The following is a 23,087-nucleotide window of genomic DNA, read 5'->3' on the forward strand; positions in this document are numbered from 1 at the left end:
GGCATTCGTCTGTTTCAACGTATGTCACCAATAGTTGGCGATGCGCATACCGCCCAGTTGATCAGCTGATCGACACTCATCGACATCCGGTAACCCGCCGGTAACTTCCGTCCCACCCGCTCACCCCCGCGGAGGTAACCCGTGCCCCGACGTCTCGCCACCCTGATCGCCTCGGGCGCGTTAGCGCTGCTCGCCACCCTCGCCATCGCCTCCCCCGCCGCCGCCGTCACCCCCGCCCAACGGCTCTCCGTGCTGTCCAGCTGGACCCAGACCAGCGCGTCCAGCTACAACTCGTGGAACAGCGCCCGGGTCAACCGGGCACCCTGGGCCGAGTACAACTTCAACTGGTCCACCGACTACTGCTCGTCCAGCCCGGACAACCCGCTCGGCTTCACCTTCAACCTGGGCTGCTACCGGCACGACTTCGGCTACCGCAACTACAAGGCGGTCGGCCAGTTCTCCGCCAACAAGTCCCGCCTCGACAGCGCCTTCTACGAGGACCTGAAGCGCGTCTGCACCACGTACAACTCGGTCGTCCGGCCGGCCTGCTACAGCCTGGCCTGGACCTACTACCAGGCGGTCAGCATCTTCGGTTCGATAGCGGCCGTCCAGCAGGCCGACATCGACCGCGCAGCCCGAATGAAGGCCCAAGCCGAAGCCAAAGCCGCAGCAACCCACTAACCCCACCCCACTAACTCCACCCTCCCCCCCCACCACCCCCCACCCCCCCCACCGCCCGCGTTGATCAAGAGGTTTCGGTCATCGGGAGCGCGTTTCCTGACGCAAACCTCTTGATCAACAAGGGTGGGGGTGGGGGTGGGGAGGGCAGGGTGGGGTGGGTTAGGCGCGTTCGGTTCGGGTGGCTGGATGGCGGTCGGGGTCGGCGGGACGGCGGGGGGTTGGTTGGGACAGGCCAGTGCTGAAGCGGGTCGAGTCCGCCGCCAGGTCCGGGTGTTCCACGTCGAGTGCCAGCGCCGCGGCCTCGTCCAGCCCCAGCTCCGCACCCTCGCCGTACGCGTCGTCGAAGGCCGCGTCGCCCAGTACCGCGCGCAACTCCCCCTGCTGCTCGGCCCAGTAACCGCCGAAGATGCCGGGGGTGGCACGCATGCTCGCCCGGGTGGCCTGCGCGGCCCCGAACAGGCGGGCGGCGGTCAACCGCTCCCCGCCGATCGCGCAGCGCACCGCGACCGCGTTCAAGGTGTCGCACGCCCGCCCGTGGTAGCCGTGGCCCATCCGGGAGCGCAACGCCACCAGCAGATGCTCGTGTGCGGCGATCACGTCGCCGCGGGCCAGCGCGACCATGCCGAGCAGCATGTCCACCGAACGCCTGCCCCGCTCCACGGGCCGGGCCGCCTCCACCGGACGGACCGCGCCCAGCAGTTCCGCCGCCTCCTCCAGGGCGCCCCGCCGCCAGAGCAGCTCGGCCAGGCTGAAGACCGCGAACAGCGCCTCGCCGACCACGTCCTGCCCGTGCGCCCAGTCGATGACCTCCCGGCACACCCGCTCGGCCTCGACGAACTGCCCCATGTCGACCAGGGGCGCGGCCCTGCCGGCGAGCACCCGGGCCAGCAACCCGGCGTCGCCGGCCTGCCGCGCCGCCGCCTCCGCCCGCTGGGAGTAGCGCAGCTCCTCGGCGAACTCGCCGTCGGCGCTGGCATGCAGCGAATGCATGTGGTACGCCGCCGCCATCTCCGCCTCCGGGATCCGCTCCCCCGTCTCCGCAATTCGTCCGTACAGCCGGAACAGCCACAGCCGCCCCTCGCGGGCCAGGCCCCGCTCCAGCCACCACTGGTCCAGCCCACCCGCCAGACCGAGACCGGCACGCGCGCTCCCGCCGGTGGCGCACCACCGCAGCGCGGCGCGCAACTCCCCGGCCAGTGGATCGAGGGCATACAACGACAGCGTCACCGGTCGGCCGTCCTGGCCCAGATGGGCCCGGTCCAACGCGTGCGCCGACCAGGCCACGTGCCGGTCCCGAGCGGCCTGCTCCTCACCCGCCTCGGCCAACCGCCGCGCCGCGTACGCCCGGATGGGGTCGAGCATCCGGTAGGTGCTGCCGGCGGCACGCGGCTCGGCCAGCACCATCGACTTGTCGACCAGGACCGAGAGCGGATCCAGCGGATCGTCACCCAGCAACCACTCCACAGTCGCCAGATCCACCGGGCCGGCGAAGACCGCCAGCCACCGCAGCAGGCGGGCGGCCCGGGGCCCCAGCGTCCGGTAGGACCAGGTGACGGTGGCCTGCATGGTCATATGTCGTTCGGTGGCCGAGCGCTGCACCGCTCGGCTCGCCGGCGTGGGCGGTGACGCCCCGGCCGCCGCCGCGACCAGGTCCACGGTGTCCTGCTGGTTGCCGGACCAGCCCCGCTCCACCGGCGGCGGATCCGGGTCCTCCCGGCCGGCGTCCAGGGTGCCGAGGACGTCGTCCAGCCGCTCGGCGAGCTGGCCGACGGAGAGCACCCGCAGCCGGGCGGCGGCCAACTCGATGGCGAGAGGCAGACCGTCCAACCGCTGCACGACCCGGCGCAGGTCGGCGGACTCGGCCGGGTCGGGCTGCCGACCACCGCGCGCCGCCGCCGTACGGTCCAGCAGCAGCGCCACCGCGTCGCTCTCCGCACCGTCCGCGCGCGGGTCGACCGAGAGCGGCGGAATCCGCCACACCACCTCGCCGGGCAGGCTGAACGACTCACGACTGGTGGCCAGCACCCGTACGCCGCCCCCGCCGGACAGCAGACGCGCGATCACCTCTGCGCAGGCGGCCGGTTGGGTGTCGCAGGTGTCCAGTACGACAAGCATCCGGCGGCCGGCCGCGTACTCGACGAGGGTGTCCAGCATCGGCCGGCCCGGCTCGGGACGCAGGCCGAGCACGGCGGCGATGGCGAACGCCACCAGCCCCGGGTCGGTCACCGAGGCGATGTCGACGAACCAGACCCCGTCCGGGTACGCCTCGACAACTCCGCTGGCCAGCTCCACCGCGAGCCGGGTCTTGCCCGCGCCGCCGGCGCCCAGCACGGTGACCAGGCGGTGTTGACGCACCAGCAGGCCCAACTCGATGCGCTCGGCCTGCCGGCCGACGAACGAGGTCACCTGGGTGGGCAGGTTGTGCGCTACCGCGTCGGCGGTGCGGGGCCGGGGGAACTGCCGCTCCAGACCCGGGGCGACCAGTTGGAACAGTCGTTCCCGGTCGTCGAAGCCGCGCAGTCGGTGCAGGCCCAGGTCGAGCAGGGTCGCACCCGGCGGCATCGGCTCGGCCCGCCGTGCGGTGGACGCGGTGCAGAGCACCTGCCCGCCGTGCGCGGCGGCCGCCACCCGGGCAGCCCGGTGCACCTCGGGGCTGGCGTACTCGCCGTCGCGTGGCTCGGCATAGCCGGTGTGCAGGCCCATCCGCACCCGGGGCGCGGCCTCGGAGGTGGGCCAGTCGTGGCTGGACAGTGCCCGCTGGGCGGTCAGGCACGCGGTCATCGCCGCGGTCGCTTCCTCGAAGGCCAGGAAGAACGAGTCGCCCTCGGTCAGCAGCTCCGCGCCACCCGTGCTGGCCAGCGTGCGGCGCAGCAGCCGTCGATGCTCGGCGAGCACCGGGCGGTAGTCCGGGCCGAGCAGCTGAGCCAGCCGGGTCGAGCCCTCGATATCGGTAAATACGAAGGTCACCCAACCGCTCGGGAGCTGGATCCGTGGCGACATGCGAGGAACCTCCGCCCGTGACGTCGGGTTCATGCTGCCTGAATCCGAACGATCACACATCGTGAGAACGGCCGGGCAAGTGCCGCCTCAACGTGCCACTCGGACCCGCTCCCGGCAAGGCCGGCCCACCAGGCGGCGCCGAATTGGCCCGATCAGCAGCCGCAGGCGCCGCCGCAGCAGCCACCACCAGCGGGTGCCGGGGCACCACTGCGGCCGGTGACCGCGACCGCGGAAAGAAGCTTGACCGTGTCGGCGTGTCCCTGTGGGCAGCTGGCCGGCTCACCGGCCGCCGCCATCGAACGGTTGACCTCGAAGGTGTCGCCGCAGGCGCGGCAGCGGAACTCGTACCGGGGCATGGCACCCAGGGTACGTGGATCTGGCGGTTCGCGGAGCATGGGTGATACTCGACAGGTGGTGGACGGCGAGGACGACACGCATGTGCAACCGTTACGACCGGCCGCGCCGCTGGACGGGCCGCTCGAAGGCTCAGGGGCCGCGCCCGACCCGGTGCGCAAGGTGCCCCGCCCCCGCCGCCCCTGGCTGAGCGGGCGTTCCGCGTCCGCGCCGACCACGCCGCCGGCCACCACGCCGGCGGCCACCGCGCCGGCTCCGCCAGCGGCCAAGCCCACCGCGTCCGACTCCGCCGGGTCCGAACCGGACGCGAGCGCCACCGGCACGAAAGTTCCGGCCGAACCCGTCCCGGCGGCCGCAAGCCCAGCAGCCGCCCCCCAGGCCGAGTCCGCGAAGGCCGAGGCCGCGAAGGCCGAGATTGGTAAAGCCGAGGACCTCAAGGCCGACGCTGCAAAACCCGAGGACCAGAAGACCGACACCCTCAGGGCCGAGGACGCGAAGGCCGACGCCCCCAAGGCCGACGCCGCGAAAGCCGAGGACGCGAAAGCCGACGCCTCGAAGGCGGACGGCAGCGCCAGCGGCTTGTCCGCGTCGAAGGCGGCCGGCGCGTCGAGCGCCGACACGTCAGCCGATGACGCGAAGACCGGTGCCGCGGACCCGGCGAAGACCACTGTGGATGAGATCCCGGTCGTGCCGGCGTCCGACCCGGCCCGTCGGCGGCGGGTGCAGTTCGCCCACGCGGTACGTCTGCCGCCACGCCGGGCAGCGGCCGCCGCAGCCCAGGCGACCCGCGCCTGGGCACGCCGGCCGAGTGGTCGGCTGACCCTGCCCGGCGTCTTCCTGCTGGCGCTGGTGGCCGCGACCGCCGCGGCGGGAGCGCTGCTCGTACCGGCCGCGATCCGCTCACCCCGCCCGGTCGCTGTCGACGCCTCGGCCACGCCGAGCGGGGTCGCAGCGCCGGGGATGCCGTCCGGCCTGCCGACCAGCCCGCTGCCCACCGGGCCGCTGCCGACCCTTCCGCTGCCCACCGGCGGGTTGCCCGGCAACGGGCTGCCGACCGGCTCGGTGATCGGTGGCCGACCGTCGGACGCCCTGGCCGGCTGGGCGCAGCAGGTCGGCGCCAAGGTCGGCGTCCCGGCGGTCGCCATGCAGGCGTACGGCTACGCCGAGCTGGTGCTCGCCCAGTCCAACCGCAGCTGTGCGCTGAGCTGGACCACGCTGGCCGCGATCGGAAAGGTCGAATCGGATCACGGCTCGACCAACGGGGCGCGGTTGGGGCAGGACGGCAAGGCGGTGCCCAACATCTTCGGGCTGCCGCTGGACGGGAAGGAGGGTCGGATGCGGATCATCGACACCGACCGTGGGGCGCTCGACGGGGACGCGACCCTCGACCGCGCCATCGGCCCGATGCAGTTCATCCCGACCACCTGGCAGGAGATCGGCGCGGACGCGGACAACGACGGCCGCAAGGACCCGCACGACCTGGACGACGCAGCCCTGGCAGCGGGCAATTACCTCTGCAAGGGTGGTCGAAACCTGAGCATTGCGGGCGACTGGTGGAACGCGATCCTCTCCTACAACGACGTCCGGCGGTACGCCCAGGACGTCTACGACACCGCGAACCGGTACGGACGGGCCAGTCGGTCGTGAAGTGATCGTCTCGATACGTTGGAGAACTGGACACTTCCCCCGGGCCTCTGTTAGCGGCAAGCTAGACGGGTGATGGTGCGCGAGTGGGACCCCAGGACCGCGTCGTCCGCCGAGATCGCGTCGCTGTTGGCCACGCTGAACGCGGTTCTGGCGGCCGATCTGCCGCAGGATCCGCCCTGGCGGGAGGCTTCGCTGCGGGAGTACCTCGCCGAGGTGATGCCCGGCGAGCGGCGGATTTCCTGGATCGCCCAGGCCGAGCCGACCGCCCCGGGCGACACGGGCGAGGTGATCGGCCAGGTGCACGTACTCCTTCTGGGTGACATCGGCGTGCTCGAGGTGCTGGTGCACCCGTCCGCCCGGCGCACCGGCCTCGGCCGTGACCTGGTGCTGCGCGCCGCACGCCGGGTCTATCAGGAGGGCTTCCGGTCGATCGGGGTCGAGGTCGTCGGCGACACGCCGGCGGTCGGGTTCTACGAGTCGCTCGGCTTCAACCGGGAGTACGTGGAGACGCGCAGCGTGCTCGACCTGACCGCGGTGGACTGGGCCGAGCTGGCCGAGATGGCCACCGGCATCAGCGCGGGCTACCAGCTGCAGTTCTTTCCGGGCGGGCCGCCGGACGACCTGATCGAGGCGTACGCGCGGGCCAAGGCCGAGGTGCGCGACGTCGACGACGGTGAGCTGCGCCCCAGCTCCTACGACCCGGAGCGGCTGCGGGACAGCCTCGACACGCTGCACCGGCGGGGCATGAAGCCGTACATCGTGCTCGCCCGGCACGAGCAGAGCGGCGAGGTGGCCGGCCTGACCGAGGTGGTGGTGCCGGCGCAGCACCCGACCCGCGCCGACCAGTACGACACGATCGTCGCGCAGGATCACCGGGGTTACGGCATCGATCGGGCGATCAAGGCCCGGATGCTGCTGGAGTTGCGCTCCGCCGAGCCGGAGCTGATCGAGGTGCAAACCTGGAACGCGCAGGCCAACGAGGCGATGTTGAAGGTCAATGCGGAGCTGGGCTACCGCCCCGACCGGGACTGGTGCGAATACAGCGTCGACGTCGCTGAGCTGGTGCACCGCCTCGATCCGCCGCGCTGAGAAATTCACGAAACTGTCCATTAGGGGATGGACGGTGGACAGTCGCGCACCTTAACGTGCGTTGACCCCCATCCACCCATCGTGGAGGCCCTATGCGCCCGCGCCGCTCAATCGCCGCGCTCGCGACCGCCACCGCCGCCGTGACCGTCACGGCGCTCGGCGTCGCACCCACCGCGGCCAGCGCCGCGCCCACCGACCTGTTCATTTCGGAGTACGTCGAGGGTTCGTCGAACAACAAGGCGATCGAGCTGTTCAACGGCACGGGCGCCGCCGTCGACCTGGCGGCCGGTGGCTACCAGTTGCAGCTCTACTTCAACGGCTCCACCACGGCCACCACGATCGCCCTGACCGGCAGCGTGGCGGCCGGAGACGCGTTCGTGTTCGCCAGCGCCTCGGCCGGGGCCGCCATCCTCGCCCAGGCCGACCAGACCACCGGGGCGAGCCTCTTCAACGGTGACGACGCGATCGTGCTGCGCCGGGGCACCACAGTGCTCGACTCGATCGGCCAGGTGGGCGTCGACCCGGGCACCGAGTGGGGCGCCGGCGTCACCAGCACCGCTGACAACACAGTGCGTCGACTGCCGAACGTGGCCGCCGGTGACACCGACCCGTCGGACGCGTTCGACCCCGCCACGCAGTGGGCCGGTTTCCCCGTCGACACGTTCGACGGGCTGGGCGCGCACACCGTGGACGGCGGTGGCCCGGTCGACGTGCCGGCCACGCTGACCTGTGGCGGGCCGCTGGTCACCGCCGCCGGCACGGCCGCGAGCCGCGAGGTGACCGCCGCCGACCCCGACGACACGATCGTCGACCTGGCGGTGACCGCGATCAGCCCGAGCCCGACCTCCGGCTCGATCACCCGTACCGCGTTCACCCCCGCCGACGGGGTGGGCGGCACCGCCCGCGCCACGGTCGGCGTGAGCGCCGACCTCGCCGCCGGGGCGTACACAGTCACCCTCACCGCGACCGACGCGGGCGGTGGCACCGCGAGCTGCGCGCTGGCCGTGCAGGTGACCCGGGAGCTGACCGTCGGCGAGGTGCAGGGTCCGACCACCGACACCGAGTCCGGTCCGAGCGACCGGTCACCGCTCGCACCGGCGAGCGGCAACGGCACGAGCAGCACGCTGTACGACGTACGCGGCGTGATCACCCAGTTGACCCTGGCCCGCACCTCGGCCGGGGCGGAGCAGCACGGCTTCTTCCTGCAGAGCCGCGTTGGTGACACCGACGGCGACCCGACCAGCTCCGACGGCATCTTCGTGTTCATGGGCACGTTCACCTCGCTGATCGGCGGTTACGTGCCGACGGTCGGCGACGAGGTGGTGCTGCGGGCCCGGGTGTCTGAGTACTACAACTTCACCCAGCTCTCCGGCGCGTCGCTGGTCCGCCGGGTCGGCGGTGGGCTGGTCGTGGACAGCGCGGTCGCGGTGGCCGACGCGGTGCCGCCGGCCGTGCTGATCGACGCGCAGCGCTTCTGGGAGCGGCACGAGGGTTCCCGGATCCGGGTACGCGCGGGCAGCGGCGCGGTGAGCGGCCGGGACGTCTTCTCCTCCACTGCCGACGCGGAGCTGTGGGTGGTCGACCGCGACGACCCGCTGCTGGACCGCGCCGACGCTTACTCCCGGCGGGTCTTCCGTGATTCGCACCCACTGGACAACGACCCGACCCGCCGCTTCGACGACGGCAACGGCCAGCGGACGCTGCTCGGCAGCATGGGCGTGAAGGCCACCGCCGGGGACAGCGCCGCGCTGCTCCCGCCGGCGCACACCTTCGACACGCTGCGGGCGGACGCGGTGGGCGGGGTCTACTACTCGTTCGAGAAGTACGGCGTCCAGGTCGAGCGGGCGGAGTTCGCCGCCGGGGCCGACCCGTCGAAGAACAACCCGCCCAAGCCGGCCGACCGGTCGCAGGAGGTGGCCGTGGCCACCTACAACGTGGAGAACCTGTACGACTACCGCGACGACCCGTTCGACGGCTGCGACTTCGCCGGTAACGCCGGCTGCGTGGGCGTCGACCCGCCGTTCGACTACGTCCCGGGCAGCGAGGCGGAGTACCGCGAGCAGTTGGCCGCGCTCGCCGACCAGATCGTCACCGACCTGCACGCACCGGACCTGATCCTGGTGCAGGAGGCCGAGGACCAGGACATCTGCACGGTCTCCGGTGCGGCGCTGAGCTGCGGCGACACCAACAACGCCGATGGTGCTCCGGACAGCATCCAGGAGTTGGCGCTGACGGTCGCGGCGGCCGGTGGGCCCACGTACGCCGCCGCCTATGACCGGACCGGCGCGGACGCCCGCGGTATCACAGCGGCCTTCCTGTACCGCACGGACCGGGTGTCGCTGGCGGCCGCGACGGTGGCGGACCCCCTGCTGGGGTCGGCACCGACCGTCCAGTACCGGGCCGCGGGGTTGCCGGCCAACGCCGACGTGCAGAACCCGAAGGCCCTCAACGCGGTGTTGCCGGCGGATGTGGACACCTCGACCGGTCGGGACGGGAGCAACGTCTTCACCCGTGCTCCGCAGTTGGGCAAGTTCAGCGTGGCCGCGGCGCCAGGCTCGACCGAGCGGTTCACCCTGTACGCGCTCAGCAACCACTACTCCTCCGGCCCGGACAGCCGGGTCGGGCAGCGGCGGGAGCAGGCGCGTTACGGCGCGGCGATCGTGACCGCGATCGAGGCGGCCGACCAGACCGCCCGGGTGGTCTACGGCGGGGACCTGAACGTGTTCCCCCGCCCGGACGATCCCATCGCCACCGGCGAGCAGCCCACGCCGTCGGACCAGCTCGCCCCGCTCTACGAGGCGGGCCTGCACAACCTGTGGGACAACCTCGTCGCGGACGTGCCCGCCTCGGCCTACTCGTACAGCTTCGAGGGGCAGGCGCAGACACTCGACCACCTGTTCGTCAACGACGCGTTCTACGGCGACCTGGTGCAGGTGCGGGCAGCGCACATCAACGCCGACTGGCCGGCGGAGTTCGCCGGTGACGGGTCGCGCGGTTCCAGTGACCACGATCCGCAGGTGGCCCGGTTCCGGTCCCGAGCGTCCTTGACAGTGGCCGACACGGCGGTGGCCGAGGGCAACCAGGGCACCCGGCAGCTCACCTTCACCGCCACCGTGTCCCGGCCGCTGTCCCAGTCGGTGCTGCTCTGCGCCGCCACCGTCGGCCTCACGGCGCAGGCGGGCTCGGACTTCGACCCGTACGCCGGCTGCAAGGTGTTGGCCGCCGGGCAGACGTCGGTGGCGTTCCCGGTGTCGGTGCGCGGTGACCGCAAGCGGGAGGCGGACGAGAAGTTGACGCTGCTGGTGGCCGGCGTGCCCGGCCTGCGGCTGGCTGATCCACTCGCGACCGGAACGATCACCAACGACGACTGACGGTTTCCGCTCAGCCGCGCGTGATCGCGCTCGATCCAGGATGTAGTGGCCTCCGCGGACCAGGAGGCCACTACATCCGCGTTTCGGCATGACCTTGCCCTGGGACGTAACACAGTGCCGCCGCCGAGCCAATGAAGGGGTGTAAGGACGGCCAACGAGAGGACGGCCTGTGACTATCCCGAGCCCAGGCGGGGACGGCCTGGCGGCCATCGGCGCGGACCCCGAGGCGTTCGAGCGGTTCTACCGGCGGCACGTCGAGACGATCAGCCGGTTCGTCGCCCGTCGTGTTGACGACCCCCACACTGCCGCCGATCTCACGGCCGAGGTGTTCCTCGCGGTGATTGACAGTGCGACCAGTTACCGGCCGGAGCGGGGCAGCGAGTTGGGCTGGCTCTTCGGCGTGGCTCGCAACGTCATCGCGGCCGAACATCGGCGGGCGACCCGACTCCTGCGGGCCAGCGGTCGCATAGCGGGACGACGGCTGCTCGATGCCGACGACATCGCCCGGATCGAGGAACGCATCGACGCCGAGGCGCTGGCCCGCCGCACCTACCAGGCGCTGCGCGGCCTACCGGAGCGCACCCGCACCCTGTTGGAACTCGTCGCCGTCGACGGCCTGTCCGTGGCGGACGCCGCCGACGCGCTCGGCATCTCCCCGGTCGCAGCCCGGGTCCGCGTGCACCGGGCACGCCGCGCGGTACGCCTCGCGCTCGCACAGTCCGAATCCGCACTCGTCTGATCGGAGGGATGATCACCATGACCCACACCCCACTGGGCAACTTCGAGGAACGACTCCTCGGCGAGTTGCGGGACCACGTCACGAACCAGACCTCCGACCCGGCGCCGACCGCGCCTCCCGTTCGTGCAGCCCGCCGAGGCTTACGGTGGCGGACGCCGGGCTGGCGCCTGGCCGGGGTCGGTGGGCTGGCCGCCCTGCTGACCATCGGCGGGTTGGTGGTGCAGACGGTGGACGACGCGCCACCGACGGCGAACGCGGCCGAGATCCTGACCGACGCCGCGGATACGGCCCGGCAGCAGCCCGACCTGGTGGCGCGCCCCGGCCAGTTCCTCTTCATCGAACTGCGACTCACCTCGCGGGATCGGCCGGATGCCGGCCCGTACACCCAGGAGCGGCTCCAGCGCTGGGTGCCGGTCGGCGACGACCCCACCTGGCAGCAGCGGCGGAGGCTGGAGAGCCGCCCCGACGAGTGGCGGACCGACAACGTCTCGCACCTGGCGCCGCCGCCCGGCTACTTCCAGGGCCTGCCCACCGAGCCGGAGCAGATGGCGCAGTACCTGCGGGATCACCCGATCCCAGTGGATCTGCCCGCCGGTGCGGACCTGGAGGCCATCCGCAACGACCCTGCGACGATCTTCGGCGACGGAATGTGGATGCTTGAGGGGTACGTGCCGCCGCAGTCGCTCGGTGCACTGTTCCAGGCCATGGCCCAGGTGCCCGGGGCCACAGTGTTGCCCGGCGAGATTCGGGACGCGGCCGGCCGGCGGGGGGTGGCACTGCGGACGCCGGGCGTGTTCGGTGCACACATCGACCTGATCTTCGACCGGGAGACCCACGCCTACCTCGGCACCCGCCGTCTTATCGTGCGGGATGGCAAGGAGTCGCCGTACACGAGCACTGCCATCACCCAGATGGCGGTCGTCGACCGCCCGGGGCAACTGCCCTGATCGTCAGGGCCCGGCGATGATCGCGCTCGATCCTGGAAATAGTGGCCTCCCCTGAGGACGAGGCCACTATTTCCTTGTTTCAGCGCGATCGAATCGTCGGGCCCGCGTGCAGGTGGGGCCGCTCAGTAGCGCTGACGGAGCAGGTTGGCGGCCTCGACGGCCCAGTAGGTGAGGATGACCTGCGCACCGGCCCGCTTGATCGAGGTGAGCGTCTCCAGCATCACCCGCTCGCGGTCGATCCAGCCGTTCGCGGCGGCCGCCTCGACCATCGCGTACTCCCCGGAGACCTGGTAGGCGGCGACCGGGACGTCGACCGCGGCCCGCACCGCCGACACCACGTCGAGGTAGGGCAGCGCCGGCTTGACCATCACCAGATCGGCGCCCTCGGCGACGTCCAACGCGACCTCGCGCAGCGACTCACGCAGATTGGCCGGGTCCTGCTGGTAGGTGCGCCGGTCGCCCTCCAGCGCCGACTCCACCGCCTCCCGGAACGGGCCGTAGAAGGCGGAGGCGTACTTCACTGCGTACGCCAGCACGGAGACGTCCTGGTACCCGGCAGCGTCGAGGGCCCGGCGTACCACGCCGACCTGGCCGTCCATCATCCCGGACGGCCCGACCATGCCGACCCCGGCGGCGGCCTGGGCGACCGCCATCTCGGCGTACGCGGCCAGGGTCGAGTCGTTGTCGACCTCACCGTCGGGGGTGAGCAGCCCACAGTGCCCGTGCGAGGTGAACTCGTCGAGGCACAGGTCGCTCATCACCACAGTGGCGTCGCCCACCTCGGCCACCACGTCGCGGATGGCGACGTTGAGGATGCCGTTCGGGTCGATGCCGCCGGAGCCGGTCGGGTCCCGCTGCTCCGGCACGCCGAAGAGCATGATCCCACCGACACCGGCCTGGACCGCCTCGGCCGCCGCCTTGCGCAGCGAGTCCCGGGAGTGCTGGAGCACCCCCGGGAGCGACCCGATGGCGCGGGGCTCGGTCAGCCCCTCCTTAACGAACATCGGCACGACCAGCTCGGCCGGGTCGACCCGGGTCTCGGACACCAGCCGGCGGACCGCCGGGTTGCGGCGCAGCCGGCGGGGCCGGATCTCGGGGTACGACATGGCAGGCCCTCCTCGAACGACTACCGGAAGCGCAGAGCGGTCGGGCCCTGCACCTTCGAGCCACGGCGCTGCTTGGCCGGCATGGCGGCCAGCTTCTCCCGCAGCTCGACGGCGTAGGCGGCGAGCGCCTCCACCAGGTCGGGCACCGAGGCGTGCGGCGGCTGGACGTCGACGCGCAGGCCGAACTCCGTCGCGGTCTCCGCCGTCTTGGGCCCAATGACGGCAACAACCGTCCGGGCGTGCGGCTTCCCGGCGATGCCGACCAGGTTGCGCACGGTGGAGGACGAGGTGAAGAGCACCGCGTCGAACCCGCCCGACTTGATCGCGTCGCGGATCTCGGCGGGCGGCGGAGCGGCCCGCACCGTCCGGTACGCGGTCACGTCGTCGACCTCCCAGCCGCGCTCGGTGAGCCCGGCGGCGAGCGTCTCGGTGGCGATGTCGGCGCGCGGCAGCAGCACCCGGCCCACCGGGTCGAGGATCTCGTCGTGCGGCGAGAACTCGGCCAGCAGGCCCTCCGAGGACTGCTCCCCGGCGGGGATCAGCTCCGGCTGGATGCCGAACGCGCGGACCGCGTCCGCGGTGGCCTCACCGATGCAGGCGATCTTGACGCCGCCGAAGTGCCGGGCGTCGAGGCCGTGCTCGGCGAACTTCTCCCAGACCGCGCGGACCGCGTTCACCGACGTGAAGATCACCCAGGCGTACCGGCCGTCGACCAGGCCCTTGACCGCCCGCTCCATCTGCGCCGGGGTACGCGGCGGCTCGACCGCGATGGTCGGCACCTCGCAGGGGATCGCCCCGTACGCGCGCAGCCGGGCGCTCATCGCGCCGGCCTGCTCCTTGGTCCGGGGTACGAGCACCTTCCAGCCGTACAGCGGGCGGTTCTCCCACCAGCTCAGCTTGTCGCGCTGCCCCACGCCGACACCGACGGTGAGCACCACCCGGCCGGTGAAGCCGAGCGCGGCGGCCACGAAGCTGTCCACTGTCGACGTGGTCGTGTACTGGGTCTCGCCGGTGCCGTCGCCGGTCACCCCGACGCCGGTGGTGCCGTCGACCCCGGCGGCGAGCAGCCCGTCGCGGACGGCGGCGAGGTCACCGGCGTCCACGGCGAGCGCGAGCGAACCCCGGCCGACGGCCGTGGCCAACGCCTCGAAGTCCAGCGCGCTGACGTCCTCGACGTCGGCGGCCGTACGTACACCCGGCAGCGGGACCCCGGCGTAGGTGGCCACACCCTCGGCCTGGCCGACGCCGGGCACCACCTCGAAGTGGGCGGCGGTGCGGGCCACCGCCTGCACCTCCTTGACCACCGAGTCGTGCCCGAACGGGTCGCCGGCCACGAGGTGCACCGCGTTGAGCCCGGAGCGGGCCGCGGAGATCAGCACCTTCGCCACGTCCCCCGGCGCGCCCTCGGCCGGGGTGAACTCGGCATCGTCCCTGGCCTCGGCGCGAACGACGGTGAGCAACGACTCCGGGACTCCCCGGTCGTAGATCACCTGGTCGGCGTCGACCAGGGCGTCGTGGGCCCGACGGGTCAGCAGGCCCGGGTCACCGGGGCCAGCCCCGACGAACGCGATACGGCCGACGGGCTTACGGGTGCGGGTCATTCTGTGCTCCCAAATTGCTGGGTCCCCGGGCCGGTGTGTCCTTCGTGGCCGAGGATCGAGTCGGCGCCGAGGTCGAGGAGTTCGGCGGCGAGTGCCTTACCGATCTCCGCCGCGTCGGCGGGCGTTCCGGTGCGGGACAGCCGGAGGTCACGAGTGCCGTCCGGGCTGATCACCGCCCCGCGCAGGTAGATCTCATCGCCGGTCTCGCCTTCGGCGAGTTCGGCATAGGCGGCGACGGGTGCGCTGCACCCGGCCTCCAGGGTTGCCAGAAACGCACGTTCCGCGGTGACCGCGGCACGCGACGGTGCGTGGTCGAGCACGGCGAGCAGCTCGACCAGGTCCTGGTCGTCGACCCGGCACTCCACTGCCAACGCGCCCTGAGCGGGAGCGGGCAGCATGAGCATCGGGTCCAGCGACTCGGTGATCACGTCGAGCCGGCCGAGTCGGGCCAGACCGGCCCGGGCCAGGACGACGGCGTCGAGGTCGGCCTCGGGACCGAGCACCCGCCCCAGGCGGGTGTCGACGTTGCCGCGGATCGGGGTGACCTCCAGTTGCAGGCCGAGGGCGTGCAACTGGGCGATCCGACGCAGCGCTCCGGTGCCCACGGTGGCCCCGGGCGGCAGCTCGGCGAGCGTCCGGCCGTCGCGGGCCACCAACGCGTCGCGCGGGTCCTGCCGGGCCGGTACCGCCGCGATGTGCAGCCCACCGGCGGCGGCCGTGGGCAGATCCTTGTACGAGTGCACCGCGAAGTCGATCGTCCCGGCGGTCAGCGCGTCACGCAGGGCGGAGACGAACACCCCGACGCCCAGCCGGTGCACCGGCGCGTTGGAGCGGTCGCCCGCGGTGACCACCTCGACCAGCTCGACGGGGCGGCCGGTGGCGGCGGTCACCGCCTCGGCGACCTGGCCGGACTGGGCCATCGCCAGGGCGCTGCCCCGGGTGCCGAGGCGCAGGGGGGCGGTCATCGCGCACCTCCGGTGGGTGGGGTGGGCTCGGCGGCGTCGGCTCCGGACACCGGGTCGGTGCCGGGGAGCGCCATGCCGAGGTCGGGGGTCAGCACGTCCGGGACGGTGTCCACCGGCGAGGTCTGCGGCACCTCGAGGTCGAACAGCTCGCGCAGCAGTGCCGCGTACTGGTCGCCGCCGGGCTCCGCGGCCAACTGGCGGACCTTGACGGTGGGCTGGTGCAGCAGCCGCTGCACAACCCGGTGCACAGTGCGGGCCACCTCGGCCCGCAGGTCGTCGCCGAGGTCGGGGCGGCGCTGGGCCAGTCGGCGCAGCTCGGCGGTGACCACGTCGTCGGCCCGGCCGCGCAGCGCGGCCACTGTGGGTGCCACGTCGGCGCCGCGCAGCCAGGTGAGGAAGCCCTCCACCTCGCCGAGCACGATGCGTTCGACCGCCGCGGCGTCGGCAGCCGCCGGACCGTCGGCGAGCAGCGCCGCCATCCGGTCGATGTCGATCACCTCGACGCCGGGCAGCTCGGCGACGCCCTCCTCGACGTCGCGCGGTACGGCCAGGTCGAGCAGGACCAGCGGGCCCCGGGACGGGTCGCGCTCGGCCAGCGCCGCGGTGACCACCGACCGGGTGAGGACCGGTTCGGTGGACGCGGTGGCGGCCACTACGATGTCCACTGTGGAGAGGGTGTCGGCCAGCTCGGTCATCGGCGCGGCAGTCGCCCCGTACGACTCGGCGAGCCGGACGGCCCGGTCGGCGCCCCGGTTGCTGACGGTGAGGGGCCCGGCGCCCAGCCGGGACAGCGTGGCCACCCCGAGCGAACCCATCGCACCGGCGCCGACCACCAGGGCCGGGTGGCCGACGAGGTCGCCGTCGAGGTGCCCGGCGGCCAGCTCCAGGGCGGCGGTGACGACGCTCTGGCCGGCCCGGTCGATGCCGGTCTCGGCGTGGGCACGCTTGCCGACCCGCAGCGCCTGCTGCATCAGCTCGTGCAGCAGCCGACCGGCCGAGTCGGCGCCGCTGGCCCAGTGGTACGCGTCACGCAACTGGCCGAGGATCTGCGCCTCGCCCACCACCATCGAGTCCAGACCGGTGGCGACCCGGAAGACGTGATCGACGGCCGCGGTGTCGTAGTGCACGTACAGGTGGCTGGCGAGCGCGGTCGGCGAGCTGCCGGCCTGCTCGGCCAGCACGGCGCAGACGTCGCCGAGCCCACCGTGGAAACCGGACACGGCGGCGTAGACCTCCACCCGGTTGCAGGTGGAGACGATCACCGCCTCGGAAACGTACGGCTGGGCGACCAGGCGGTCCAGTGTTCGGGTCAGGTCGGCGGGGGGCACTGCCAGCTGCTCCAGCGTGGCGACCGGGGCGGTCCGGTAGGACGCGCCGACGACGAGCAGTTTCACGTGCCTATCGCCTCCTGGGTGTCGGTGGCCGCGAACCCGCCCGGCAGGGCGGTGAGAGCGGTCCCGCCGGTGGCGGGCAGCGCGGTCAGCGACGCCTTGCGGTGCTCGTGGAAGGACAAAATCTGCAGCTCGATGGCGAGGTCGACCTTGCGCACGTCGACCCCCTCCGGAACCGAGAGTACGCACGGCGCGAAGTTGAGGATGCTCGTCACGCCGACGGCGACCAGTTGGTCGGCGACCTGCTGGGCGGCGGCGGCCGGGGTGGCGATCACGCCGATCGCGAGGGATTCCTCCGCGGCGACCGTCGGTAGGTCGTCAACATGCCGGACTACCAGGCCGTTGATCTCCTCACCGACCCGGGAGGGATCGGCGTCGAGCAGTGCGGCGATCCGGAAGCCCCGGCTGGCGAAGCCGTCGTAGCCGGCCAGAGCGTGACCGAGATTACCCACGCCGACCAGGGCAACCGCCCGGCGTTGGGTGAGCCCGAGCACATACTCGATCTGCTCGATCAGCAGCGCGACGTCGTAGCCGACGCCCCTGGTGCCGTACGAGCCGAGGTGGGAGAGGTCCTTGCGGAGCTTGGCGGAGTTGACCCCGGCGGCGGCGGAGAGGCCCTCGCTGGAGACCGTCTCGTGCCCGGCGTCGGCGAGATTGTGCAGCGCGCGCAGGTACTCCGGGAGCCGAGCGACGGTCGCCTCGGGCAGATCCGGGAGCGCCGGTACGGCACCGGCGCGGCCGGGCGCGCCTGGGTGACGGTGCTGACTCATGAGACTCCGTGCGGTGCGATCCTCGGCCAACTCCGCTGGTCGGCCGTTTGTGGACTCCCGCTGGCGACCGAGGTTGCCGGCTGTGCTAGCAGGGCGCGTCGGAGTCACAGCGTAGGCGCTTGTGAAGACGTGCACAAATCGCGATCTTGTCGCTGCGTGGCGCGACCTCACCAGCCCCTCCATTCCACAAGATCGATTGAACGGCCTGGTCCGCTCACCGCCAGGGCGATTATTGCTCAATCCCGACTTCTCTGACCAATCCCGCGCCGGGGTCGTCACGGCGGTGGTAGAGGCGGTGCCGGCGGTGGTAGGGACAGCACTACGGAGGAGAGGCGGGGTTTCGGGATGGGGACGCCGAGCCCAGATGCCTAGCCTTTGAGCATGACCGCCGTTGCCGCCACCAGCGACCGACCGACGCTGGCACCGAGCATCCCCCGCCAGCTCTTCGTCGACTCCGGGTACGTGCTGCTCGGCCTGCCCCTGGCGCTGGCCAGCTTCGTCGTCCTCATCGTCGGCCTCGCGGTCGGCATCGGCCTGGTGGTCACTGTGATCGGCCTGCCGATCCTCAGCGGCACCCTGTACACCGCCCGTGGGCTGGCCGACGTCGAGCGGCTGCGGCTGCCCGCGGTGCTCCACCAGCCCCGGATCCGGCCGCACTACCGGCTGCCCGAGGCGGGCGCGAACGCCTGGCGGCGGATCTTCGTGCCGATGCGGGACGCCCAGTCCTGGCTCGACCTGGCGCACGGCATCCTGCGGCTGATCGCGGCGGTGGGCACCTTCGTGGTGACGGTGTCCTGGTGGGCCGCGGCGATCGCCGGCTCGCTCTACTGGGCGTACGACTGGGCCCTGCCCCGGGCCGATGGCGAAGGTGATCAGGACCTGGCGCAGCTGCTCGGCCTGGGCGACTCGACCACCGCCCGGATCGGCCTGTACACCGCGCTCGGGGTGTTCTTCCTGATCACCCTGCCGATCGTGGTGCGGGGCTGCGCGCTGCTCCAGGCCAGCTTCGCCAAGGCGATGCTGACCGGGGTGGCTGAGATGCGCGACCGGATCACAGTGCTGGAGGAGCAGAAGCGGGCCGCCGTGTCCGCCGAGGCCTCCGCGCTACGCCGGTTGGAACGTGACATCCACGACGGCCCCCAGCAGCGCCTGGTCCGGCTGGCAATGGACCTCAGCCGGGCCCGGATGCAGCTCGCCTCGGACCCGGAGGCGGCCGGCCGCACCATCGACGAGGCGGTCACCCAGACCCGGGACACGCTGGCCGAGCTGCGGGCGCTGTCCCGGGGCATCGCGCCGCCGATCCTGGTCGACCGGGGCCTGCCCAGCGCGCTGGCCGCGATCGCCGGCCGCGGGCTGATCCCGATCGAGCTCCAGGTGGACCCGCAGCTCGGCACCCCGGCCGGACGACTCGACCCGGCGGTGGAGAACACCGCGTACTTCGTGGTGTCCGAGGCGCTGACAAACGTCGCCAAGCACAGCCGGGCCACCGAGGCCACAGTGGCCGTGGCCCGCAAGGGCACCCACCTGCGGGTGCGGGTGGGCGACGACGGGCAGGGCGGCGCGCACCTGGCGAAGGGGCACGGGCTCGCCGGCATCGCCGACCGGGTCCGGGCCGCCGGTGGCGAACTGGTTGTGGTCAGCCCGACCGGCGGCCCCACCGAGATCCGCGCCGAGCTGCCGCTGTGAGCGGTCCCGCACCGCGCCGAGCCCGTACGACGGGCCGGACGTGGTAGACAACACAGCCATGCGCATCGTGATCGCCGACGACGCCGTCCTGCTCCGGGAGGGGCTGGTCCGGCTGCTGACCGAGAGCGGGCACCAGGTGGTGGCCGCCGTCGGGGACGGTGACGCCCTGGTCGAGGCGGTGGTCGAGCACCGGCCCGACGTGTCGATCGTCGACGTCCGGATGCCGCCGTCGCACACCGACGAGGGGTTGCGGGCTGCGGTGGAGGCCCGCCGGCTGGTGCCGCGCACCCCGATCCTGGTGCTCTCCCAGTACGTCGAGGTGTCGTACGCCGATGATCTGCTCGCCACCACCGGCGGCGCCGGCGGCGGGATCGGCTACCTGCTCAAGGACCGGGTGGCCGCGATCGACGAGTTCCTGGACGCGCTGCGCAGGGTGGCGGGCGGCGGCACGGTGCTCGACCCGGAGGTGGTCGGTCAGCTCTTCGCGCGGCGTCGCCGGGACGACCCGCTGCGCGAGCTGACCCCCCGCGAGCGCGAGGTGCTCGCCCTGATGGCCGAGGGGCGTTCGAACACCGCCATCGCGCGTGCCCTGGTGGTCAGCGACGGCGCGGTGGAAAAGCACGTGCGCAACATCTTCACCAAGCTCACCCTGCCGCCGGACACCGAACAGCACCGGCGGGTGCTGGCCGTCCTCACCTATCTGCGGAACTGACCTCCCGGGCCAGGGCCACCGCGTCGGTGAGGGTGTCCGCCACCGGGTGACCGGAGGCGCGCAGCCGGGCCGGGTCGGTGAACCCGCCGGTGTAGAGCACTGCACGGCCACCCACCGCGAGCGCCGCGTCCGCGTCGTCGATGGAGTCGCCGATCAGCACCACCGAGGCGCCGTCCACGCCCAGTTCGGCAAGGTGCTGCTGGAGCGACTCGGCCTTGTGGCCGCCGCCGACAGTGGCCCGCAGCCCGTCGACGCGGGTGAAGTGGCCGGTCAACCCGTACGTGTGCACGGTCGGGACCAGCTCCTCGTGGAACCACATGGAGAGCAGGCTCTGGCTGCCCGGCCAGGCGGCCATGGCGGCGCGCGCGTCGGCGGCCAGCTCGCAGGTGGTCAGTCCGGTGCGGTACGCGTCGTGGAAGATCTTGTCCAGTCGGCCGAACTCGTCGTCGTCCACCGCCTGCCCGAGCACCTCGGCGTAGTACTCGGCGATCGGCCTGCGGAACCGCACCCGGTGCTCGTCCGGGGTGACCGTCGGCCCGCCGAGGCTCGCGAACACGACGTTGGTGGCGGACACCACCAGGCTGAGGTCGTTGAGCAGGGTGCCGTTCCAGTCCCAGACGAGGTGCGGGGGCGCAGAGGTCATCAGAGCACCATAGGCACCCGTCAGAGCTGCGGCGTGGTCAGGTCCCGCAGCAGCCGGTCCTCCTCGACCCGCCAGTAGCCGTGCTCCTTGCCGTCGAGCATCACCACCGGCAGCCGGTCCCCGTACTCCCGCTCCAGCCCCTCGTCGCCGGTGACGTCCCACTCGACCCACTTGTCGCCGGTGACCGCGACCACCCGGTCGAGCGCCGCCTTGGCGTCGTCGCACAGGTGGCAGCCGGGTCGGGTGATCAGGGCGAGTCGGGCGTCACTGGCCATCGGTTACCTCCGTGCGGTCGGTCGGCGTCGCCGACCGGAGTTGGGTCTTGCGTACCTTGCCGATCGCCGAGTGCGGCAGGGCGTCGACGAACTCGACAGCGGTCGGGCACTTGAACCGGGCCAGGTTCCGTGCGCAGTGGGCGAGCAACTCCTCGCTGGTCACCGGTCGGCCCTGCACCGGCACCACGTACGCCCGCACAGTCTCGCCGGTCCGCGGGTGCGGCACACCCAGTACCGCCGACTCGACCACCCCGGGGTGCCCGGCGAGCACCAGCTCGACCTCGTGCGGATAGACGTTGAACCCGTTGACCAGGATCAACTCGCCGAGCCGGTCGACCAGGAAGAGGTCCCCGTCCTCGTCGGCGTACGCGATGTCACCGGTGCCCCACCAACCCTCGGCGTCCGGGCCGCCCCGACCGTCGGGCCAGTAGCCGGTGAAGAGGTTCGGGCCGGACACCACGATCTGCCCCGGGTCGGTGCCCGGCGCCACGTCGGAGATGTCCAGCTCGTCCGGGTCGTCGTCGGGGACGGCCAGCCCGTCGCGCCACAGGTCCACCCCGTCGGCGCCGACCAGGCGTAGCCGCACCCCGGGCAGCTGCCGGCCGATCGAACCCGGCTTGGCCACGCCGCCGACCAGGGTGGAGGTGAGCACCGGCGCGGTCTCGGTGAGGCCGTACCCGATGTGCACCTGATGCCCGGTGACCTCAGTGAAGCGCGCCGCGACAGCGGGTTCGAGCGGTGCCGCGCCGCAGACCGCCACCCGCACCGACGCGGTCGCCGCGCGGGCCGTGGCCGCACCGGCCCAGGTCAGGAACATCGACGGTACGCCGACCAGCACGCTGACCCGGTGCCGCGCGATCTCGTCCAGCCCCGCCGTCGGGCCCGGCTCGTCGAGCAGCACCCCGGTAGCGCCGTGGTGCACGACCGCGCCGAGCCCCGAGTTGAGCCCGTACGCGTGGAACAGCGGCAACGCCAGGAGAACAGTGTCGGTCGGCCCGACCACCGGCGGCTCGATCCCCGCGACCTGGTCCTGGTTGGCGAGCAGCGCCTGGTGCGAGAGCATCGCTCCCTTGGGTCGCCCCTCGGTGCCGGAGGTATAGAGCAGTACAGCCAGGTCGGCGCCGCCGCGTCGGGGGCGGGGTGCCGGTCCGGGCGCCTCGGCGGTCGGTGGCGTGCCGTGCACCGAGGCGAGCGCGGGCAGCTCGGCGGCCACGGCGGCGACCAGAGCTCGGACGTGGTCGGTGGCGATGAGCACCGACGCGCCGGAGTCGGCCAGCACGTGCCGTAGCTCCGGGGCGGTGAGACCGGGGTTGACCGGCACGGTGACCAGCCCGGCGCGGAGGGCGCCGAGCCAGGCGATCACGAAGTCCGGGGTGTTGGGCAGCGCGATGGCGACGCGTGGTGGCGTACCGCCGGGGTCGGTGGGTGGCGCGGCGGCGGACAGGCCGCGGGCGGCGGCGTCCACCGCGGCGTCCAGTTCGGACCAGCTCACCGTGTGCTCACGCCAGTGCAGCGCGGGCCGGTCGGCGCGGTCGAGAGCCGCCCGGCGGACCCGGTCGGCGAGGTTCGGCGCGGGGCTTTCCGAGGCGTCCTGCACGGTGATCGAGTCTGGCACAGCGGACGGCGACGGGCCACGCCCGATGGTTGGGGCCACGCCCGGCGGACGACACTGCGACAGTCCCATGTACGGGACTGTCCGGTGTGCCACCGGCGATCCGATCAGGTCCTGTCGATGGGACGGACGACGGTGGCCCCCGGCAGTTCGGCCGCCCCCGTCCGGCCGGCCGGCGCGGCCTGTCAGCCGAACGGGCGCGCACCTCCGACCTGGGGATCCATCCTGGAACACCGGGTCGACGGAAAGTCAATCGCACACGACGGACAACCGGTCCGCCACCGGTGCGACGGAGCGGGAAATACTTCCGCCTTGTGTAACGGACTTGCCACGCGCGGGTGACGTTGGCCCTATCATCACTCGGGTCGGCTCACCCCATTTGCCGTGAGTCGACACCCCTCAGCCCGAGGAGGCCCCCGTGCCTGTGAGCGCATTGGACCAGCACCTCCAGGGGAATTGCCGCCCGTCGGCAACTCCCGTGACCGTCCTGCCCGACCG

18 protein-coding genes are annotated in these 23,087 nt (G+C 72.5%); 8 read left to right on the forward strand and 10 right to left on the reverse strand.

From position 1 onward, the window contains the following. The first annotated feature begins 141 nt into the window (after window positions 1-141). Window positions 142-681, forward strand: a complete 540-nt coding sequence (locus MED15_RS09185) for a phospholipase (protein ID WP_112735351.1) — start codon at window positions 142-144, stop codon at window positions 679-681. A 159-nt stretch (window positions 682-840) separates the two neighbouring features. Here the strand turns inward: MED15_RS09185 and MED15_RS09190 are convergent, their stop codons facing one another. Beyond that, on the reverse strand, window positions 841-3,681 hold the full coding sequence (locus tag MED15_RS09190) for an ATP-binding protein (protein ID WP_112584257.1): 2,841 nt from the start codon (window positions 3,679-3,681) through the stop codon (window positions 841-843). 152 nt (window positions 3,682-3,833) lie between these two features. Continuing rightward, window positions 3,834-4,037 (reverse strand): FmdB family zinc ribbon protein, encoded by a 204-nt coding sequence (locus tag MED15_RS09195; RefSeq protein ID WP_112584256.1) that lies wholly within the window; start codon window positions 4,035-4,037, stop codon window positions 3,834-3,836. A gap of 37 nt (window positions 4,038-4,074) precedes the next feature. Here MED15_RS09195 and MED15_RS09200 point away from each other — a divergent pair, with 37 nt between their 5' ends. The 5 genes from MED15_RS09200 to MED15_RS09220 all read left to right on the forward strand — a co-directional run bounded on the left by MED15_RS09200 (window position 4,075) and on the right by MED15_RS09220 (window position 11,828). Beyond that, window positions 4,075-5,682: a lytic transglycosylase domain-containing protein gene (locus MED15_RS09200; RefSeq protein ID WP_112735353.1), complete on the forward strand. Its 1,608-nt coding sequence runs from the start codon at window positions 4,075-4,077 to the stop codon at window positions 5,680-5,682. A 72-nt stretch (window positions 5,683-5,754) separates the two neighbouring features. Next, a complete protein-coding gene (locus MED15_RS09205; RefSeq protein ID WP_112584254.1) occupies window positions 5,755-6,771 on the forward strand; it encodes a GNAT family N-acetyltransferase in 1,017 nt (338 codons plus the stop codon). 92 nt (window positions 6,772-6,863) lie between these two features. After that, on the forward strand, window positions 6,864-10,142 hold the full coding sequence (locus MED15_RS09210; RefSeq protein ID WP_112735355.1) for a lamin tail domain-containing protein: 3,279 nt from the start codon (window positions 6,864-6,866) through the stop codon (window positions 10,140-10,142). Between the two features lie 169 nt (window positions 10,143-10,311). Continuing rightward, on the forward strand, window positions 10,312-10,881 hold the full coding sequence (locus MED15_RS09215) for an RNA polymerase sigma factor (protein ID WP_112584252.1): 570 nt from the start codon (window positions 10,312-10,314) through the stop codon (window positions 10,879-10,881). Between the two features lie 17 nt (window positions 10,882-10,898). Then, window positions 10,899-11,828, forward strand: coding sequence for a CU044_5270 family protein (locus MED15_RS09220; RefSeq protein WP_146754781.1), 930 nt, complete (start codon window positions 10,899-10,901; stop codon window positions 11,826-11,828). Window positions 11,829-11,950: 122 nt separating this feature from the next. On the opposite strand, the gene hemB is transcribed toward MED15_RS09220, so the two are convergent. The 5 genes from hemB to MED15_RS09245 are packed head-to-tail and all read right to left on the reverse strand — an operon-like array spanning window position 11,951 to window position 17,661. Beyond that, window positions 11,951-12,934 carry a porphobilinogen synthase gene (gene hemB, locus MED15_RS09225; protein ID WP_112584250.1) on the reverse strand — a complete coding sequence of 328 codons (984 nt, stop codon included), beginning with the start codon at window positions 12,932-12,934 and terminating at the stop codon, window positions 11,951-11,953. A 20-nt stretch (window positions 12,935-12,954) separates the two neighbouring features. Next, window positions 12,955-14,535 carry a bifunctional uroporphyrinogen-III C-methyltransferase/uroporphyrinogen-III synthase gene (locus MED15_RS09230; RefSeq protein ID WP_112584249.1) on the reverse strand — a complete coding sequence of 527 codons (1,581 nt, stop codon included), beginning with the start codon at window positions 14,533-14,535 and terminating at the stop codon, window positions 12,955-12,957. Continuing rightward, the gene (hemC, locus tag MED15_RS09235; protein WP_112605225.1) at window positions 14,532-15,500 is read right to left on the reverse strand and encodes a hydroxymethylbilane synthase; all 969 of its coding nucleotides are present in this window, start codon (window positions 15,498-15,500) and stop codon (window positions 14,532-14,534) included. The genes MED15_RS09230 and hemC overlap by 4 nt, the downstream gene beginning before the upstream one ends. Further along, a complete protein-coding gene (locus MED15_RS09240; RefSeq protein ID WP_112735357.1) occupies window positions 15,497-16,894 on the reverse strand; it encodes a glutamyl-tRNA reductase in 1,398 nt (465 codons plus the stop codon). The genes hemC and MED15_RS09240 overlap by 4 nt, the downstream gene beginning before the upstream one ends. Then, window positions 16,891-17,661 carry a redox-sensing transcriptional repressor Rex gene (locus MED15_RS09245; protein WP_091402715.1) on the reverse strand — a complete coding sequence of 257 codons (771 nt, stop codon included), beginning with the start codon at window positions 17,659-17,661 and terminating at the stop codon, window positions 16,891-16,893. The genes MED15_RS09240 and MED15_RS09245 overlap by 4 nt, the downstream gene beginning before the upstream one ends. A gap of 381 nt (window positions 17,662-18,042) precedes the next feature. Between MED15_RS09245 and MED15_RS09250 the strand changes: the two genes are divergently transcribed. Both MED15_RS09250 and MED15_RS09255 read left to right on the forward strand, forming a co-directional pair. After that, the gene (locus MED15_RS09250; RefSeq protein ID WP_112699080.1) at window positions 18,043-19,347 is read left to right on the forward strand and encodes a sensor histidine kinase; all 1,305 of its coding nucleotides are present in this window, start codon (window positions 18,043-18,045) and stop codon (window positions 19,345-19,347) included. A gap of 58 nt (window positions 19,348-19,405) precedes the next feature. Beyond that, window positions 19,406-20,059, forward strand: a complete 654-nt coding sequence (locus MED15_RS09255) for a response regulator transcription factor (protein WP_030329744.1) — start codon at window positions 19,406-19,408, stop codon at window positions 20,057-20,059. Here the strand turns inward: MED15_RS09255 and MED15_RS09260 are convergent. Genes MED15_RS09260 through MED15_RS09270 form a run of 3 tightly spaced genes read right to left on the reverse strand, consistent with a single transcriptional unit; the run spans window position 20,040 to window position 22,574 of the window. Continuing rightward, complete coding sequence (locus MED15_RS09260) at window positions 20,040-20,702, reverse strand: HAD family hydrolase (protein WP_112584245.1); 663 nt, start codon at window positions 20,700-20,702, stop codon at window positions 20,040-20,042. The two genes, MED15_RS09255 and MED15_RS09260, sit on opposite strands and share 20 nt — an antisense overlap. Window positions 20,703-20,722: 20 nt before the next feature. Further along, window positions 20,723-20,977: a glutaredoxin family protein gene (locus MED15_RS09265; protein WP_030490173.1), complete on the reverse strand. Its 255-nt coding sequence runs from the start codon at window positions 20,975-20,977 to the stop codon at window positions 20,723-20,725. Beyond that, the gene (locus MED15_RS09270; protein ID WP_244220423.1) at window positions 20,967-22,574 is read right to left on the reverse strand and encodes an AMP-binding protein; all 1,608 of its coding nucleotides are present in this window, start codon (window positions 22,572-22,574) and stop codon (window positions 20,967-20,969) included. The genes MED15_RS09265 and MED15_RS09270 overlap by 11 nt, the downstream gene beginning before the upstream one ends. Between the last annotated feature and the right edge of the window lie 513 nt (window positions 22,575-23,087).

This window comes from Micromonospora noduli, assembly GCF_003264475.1.
Taxonomy (GTDB): Bacteria; Actinomycetota; Actinomycetes; order Mycobacteriales; family Micromonosporaceae; genus Micromonospora; species Micromonospora noduli.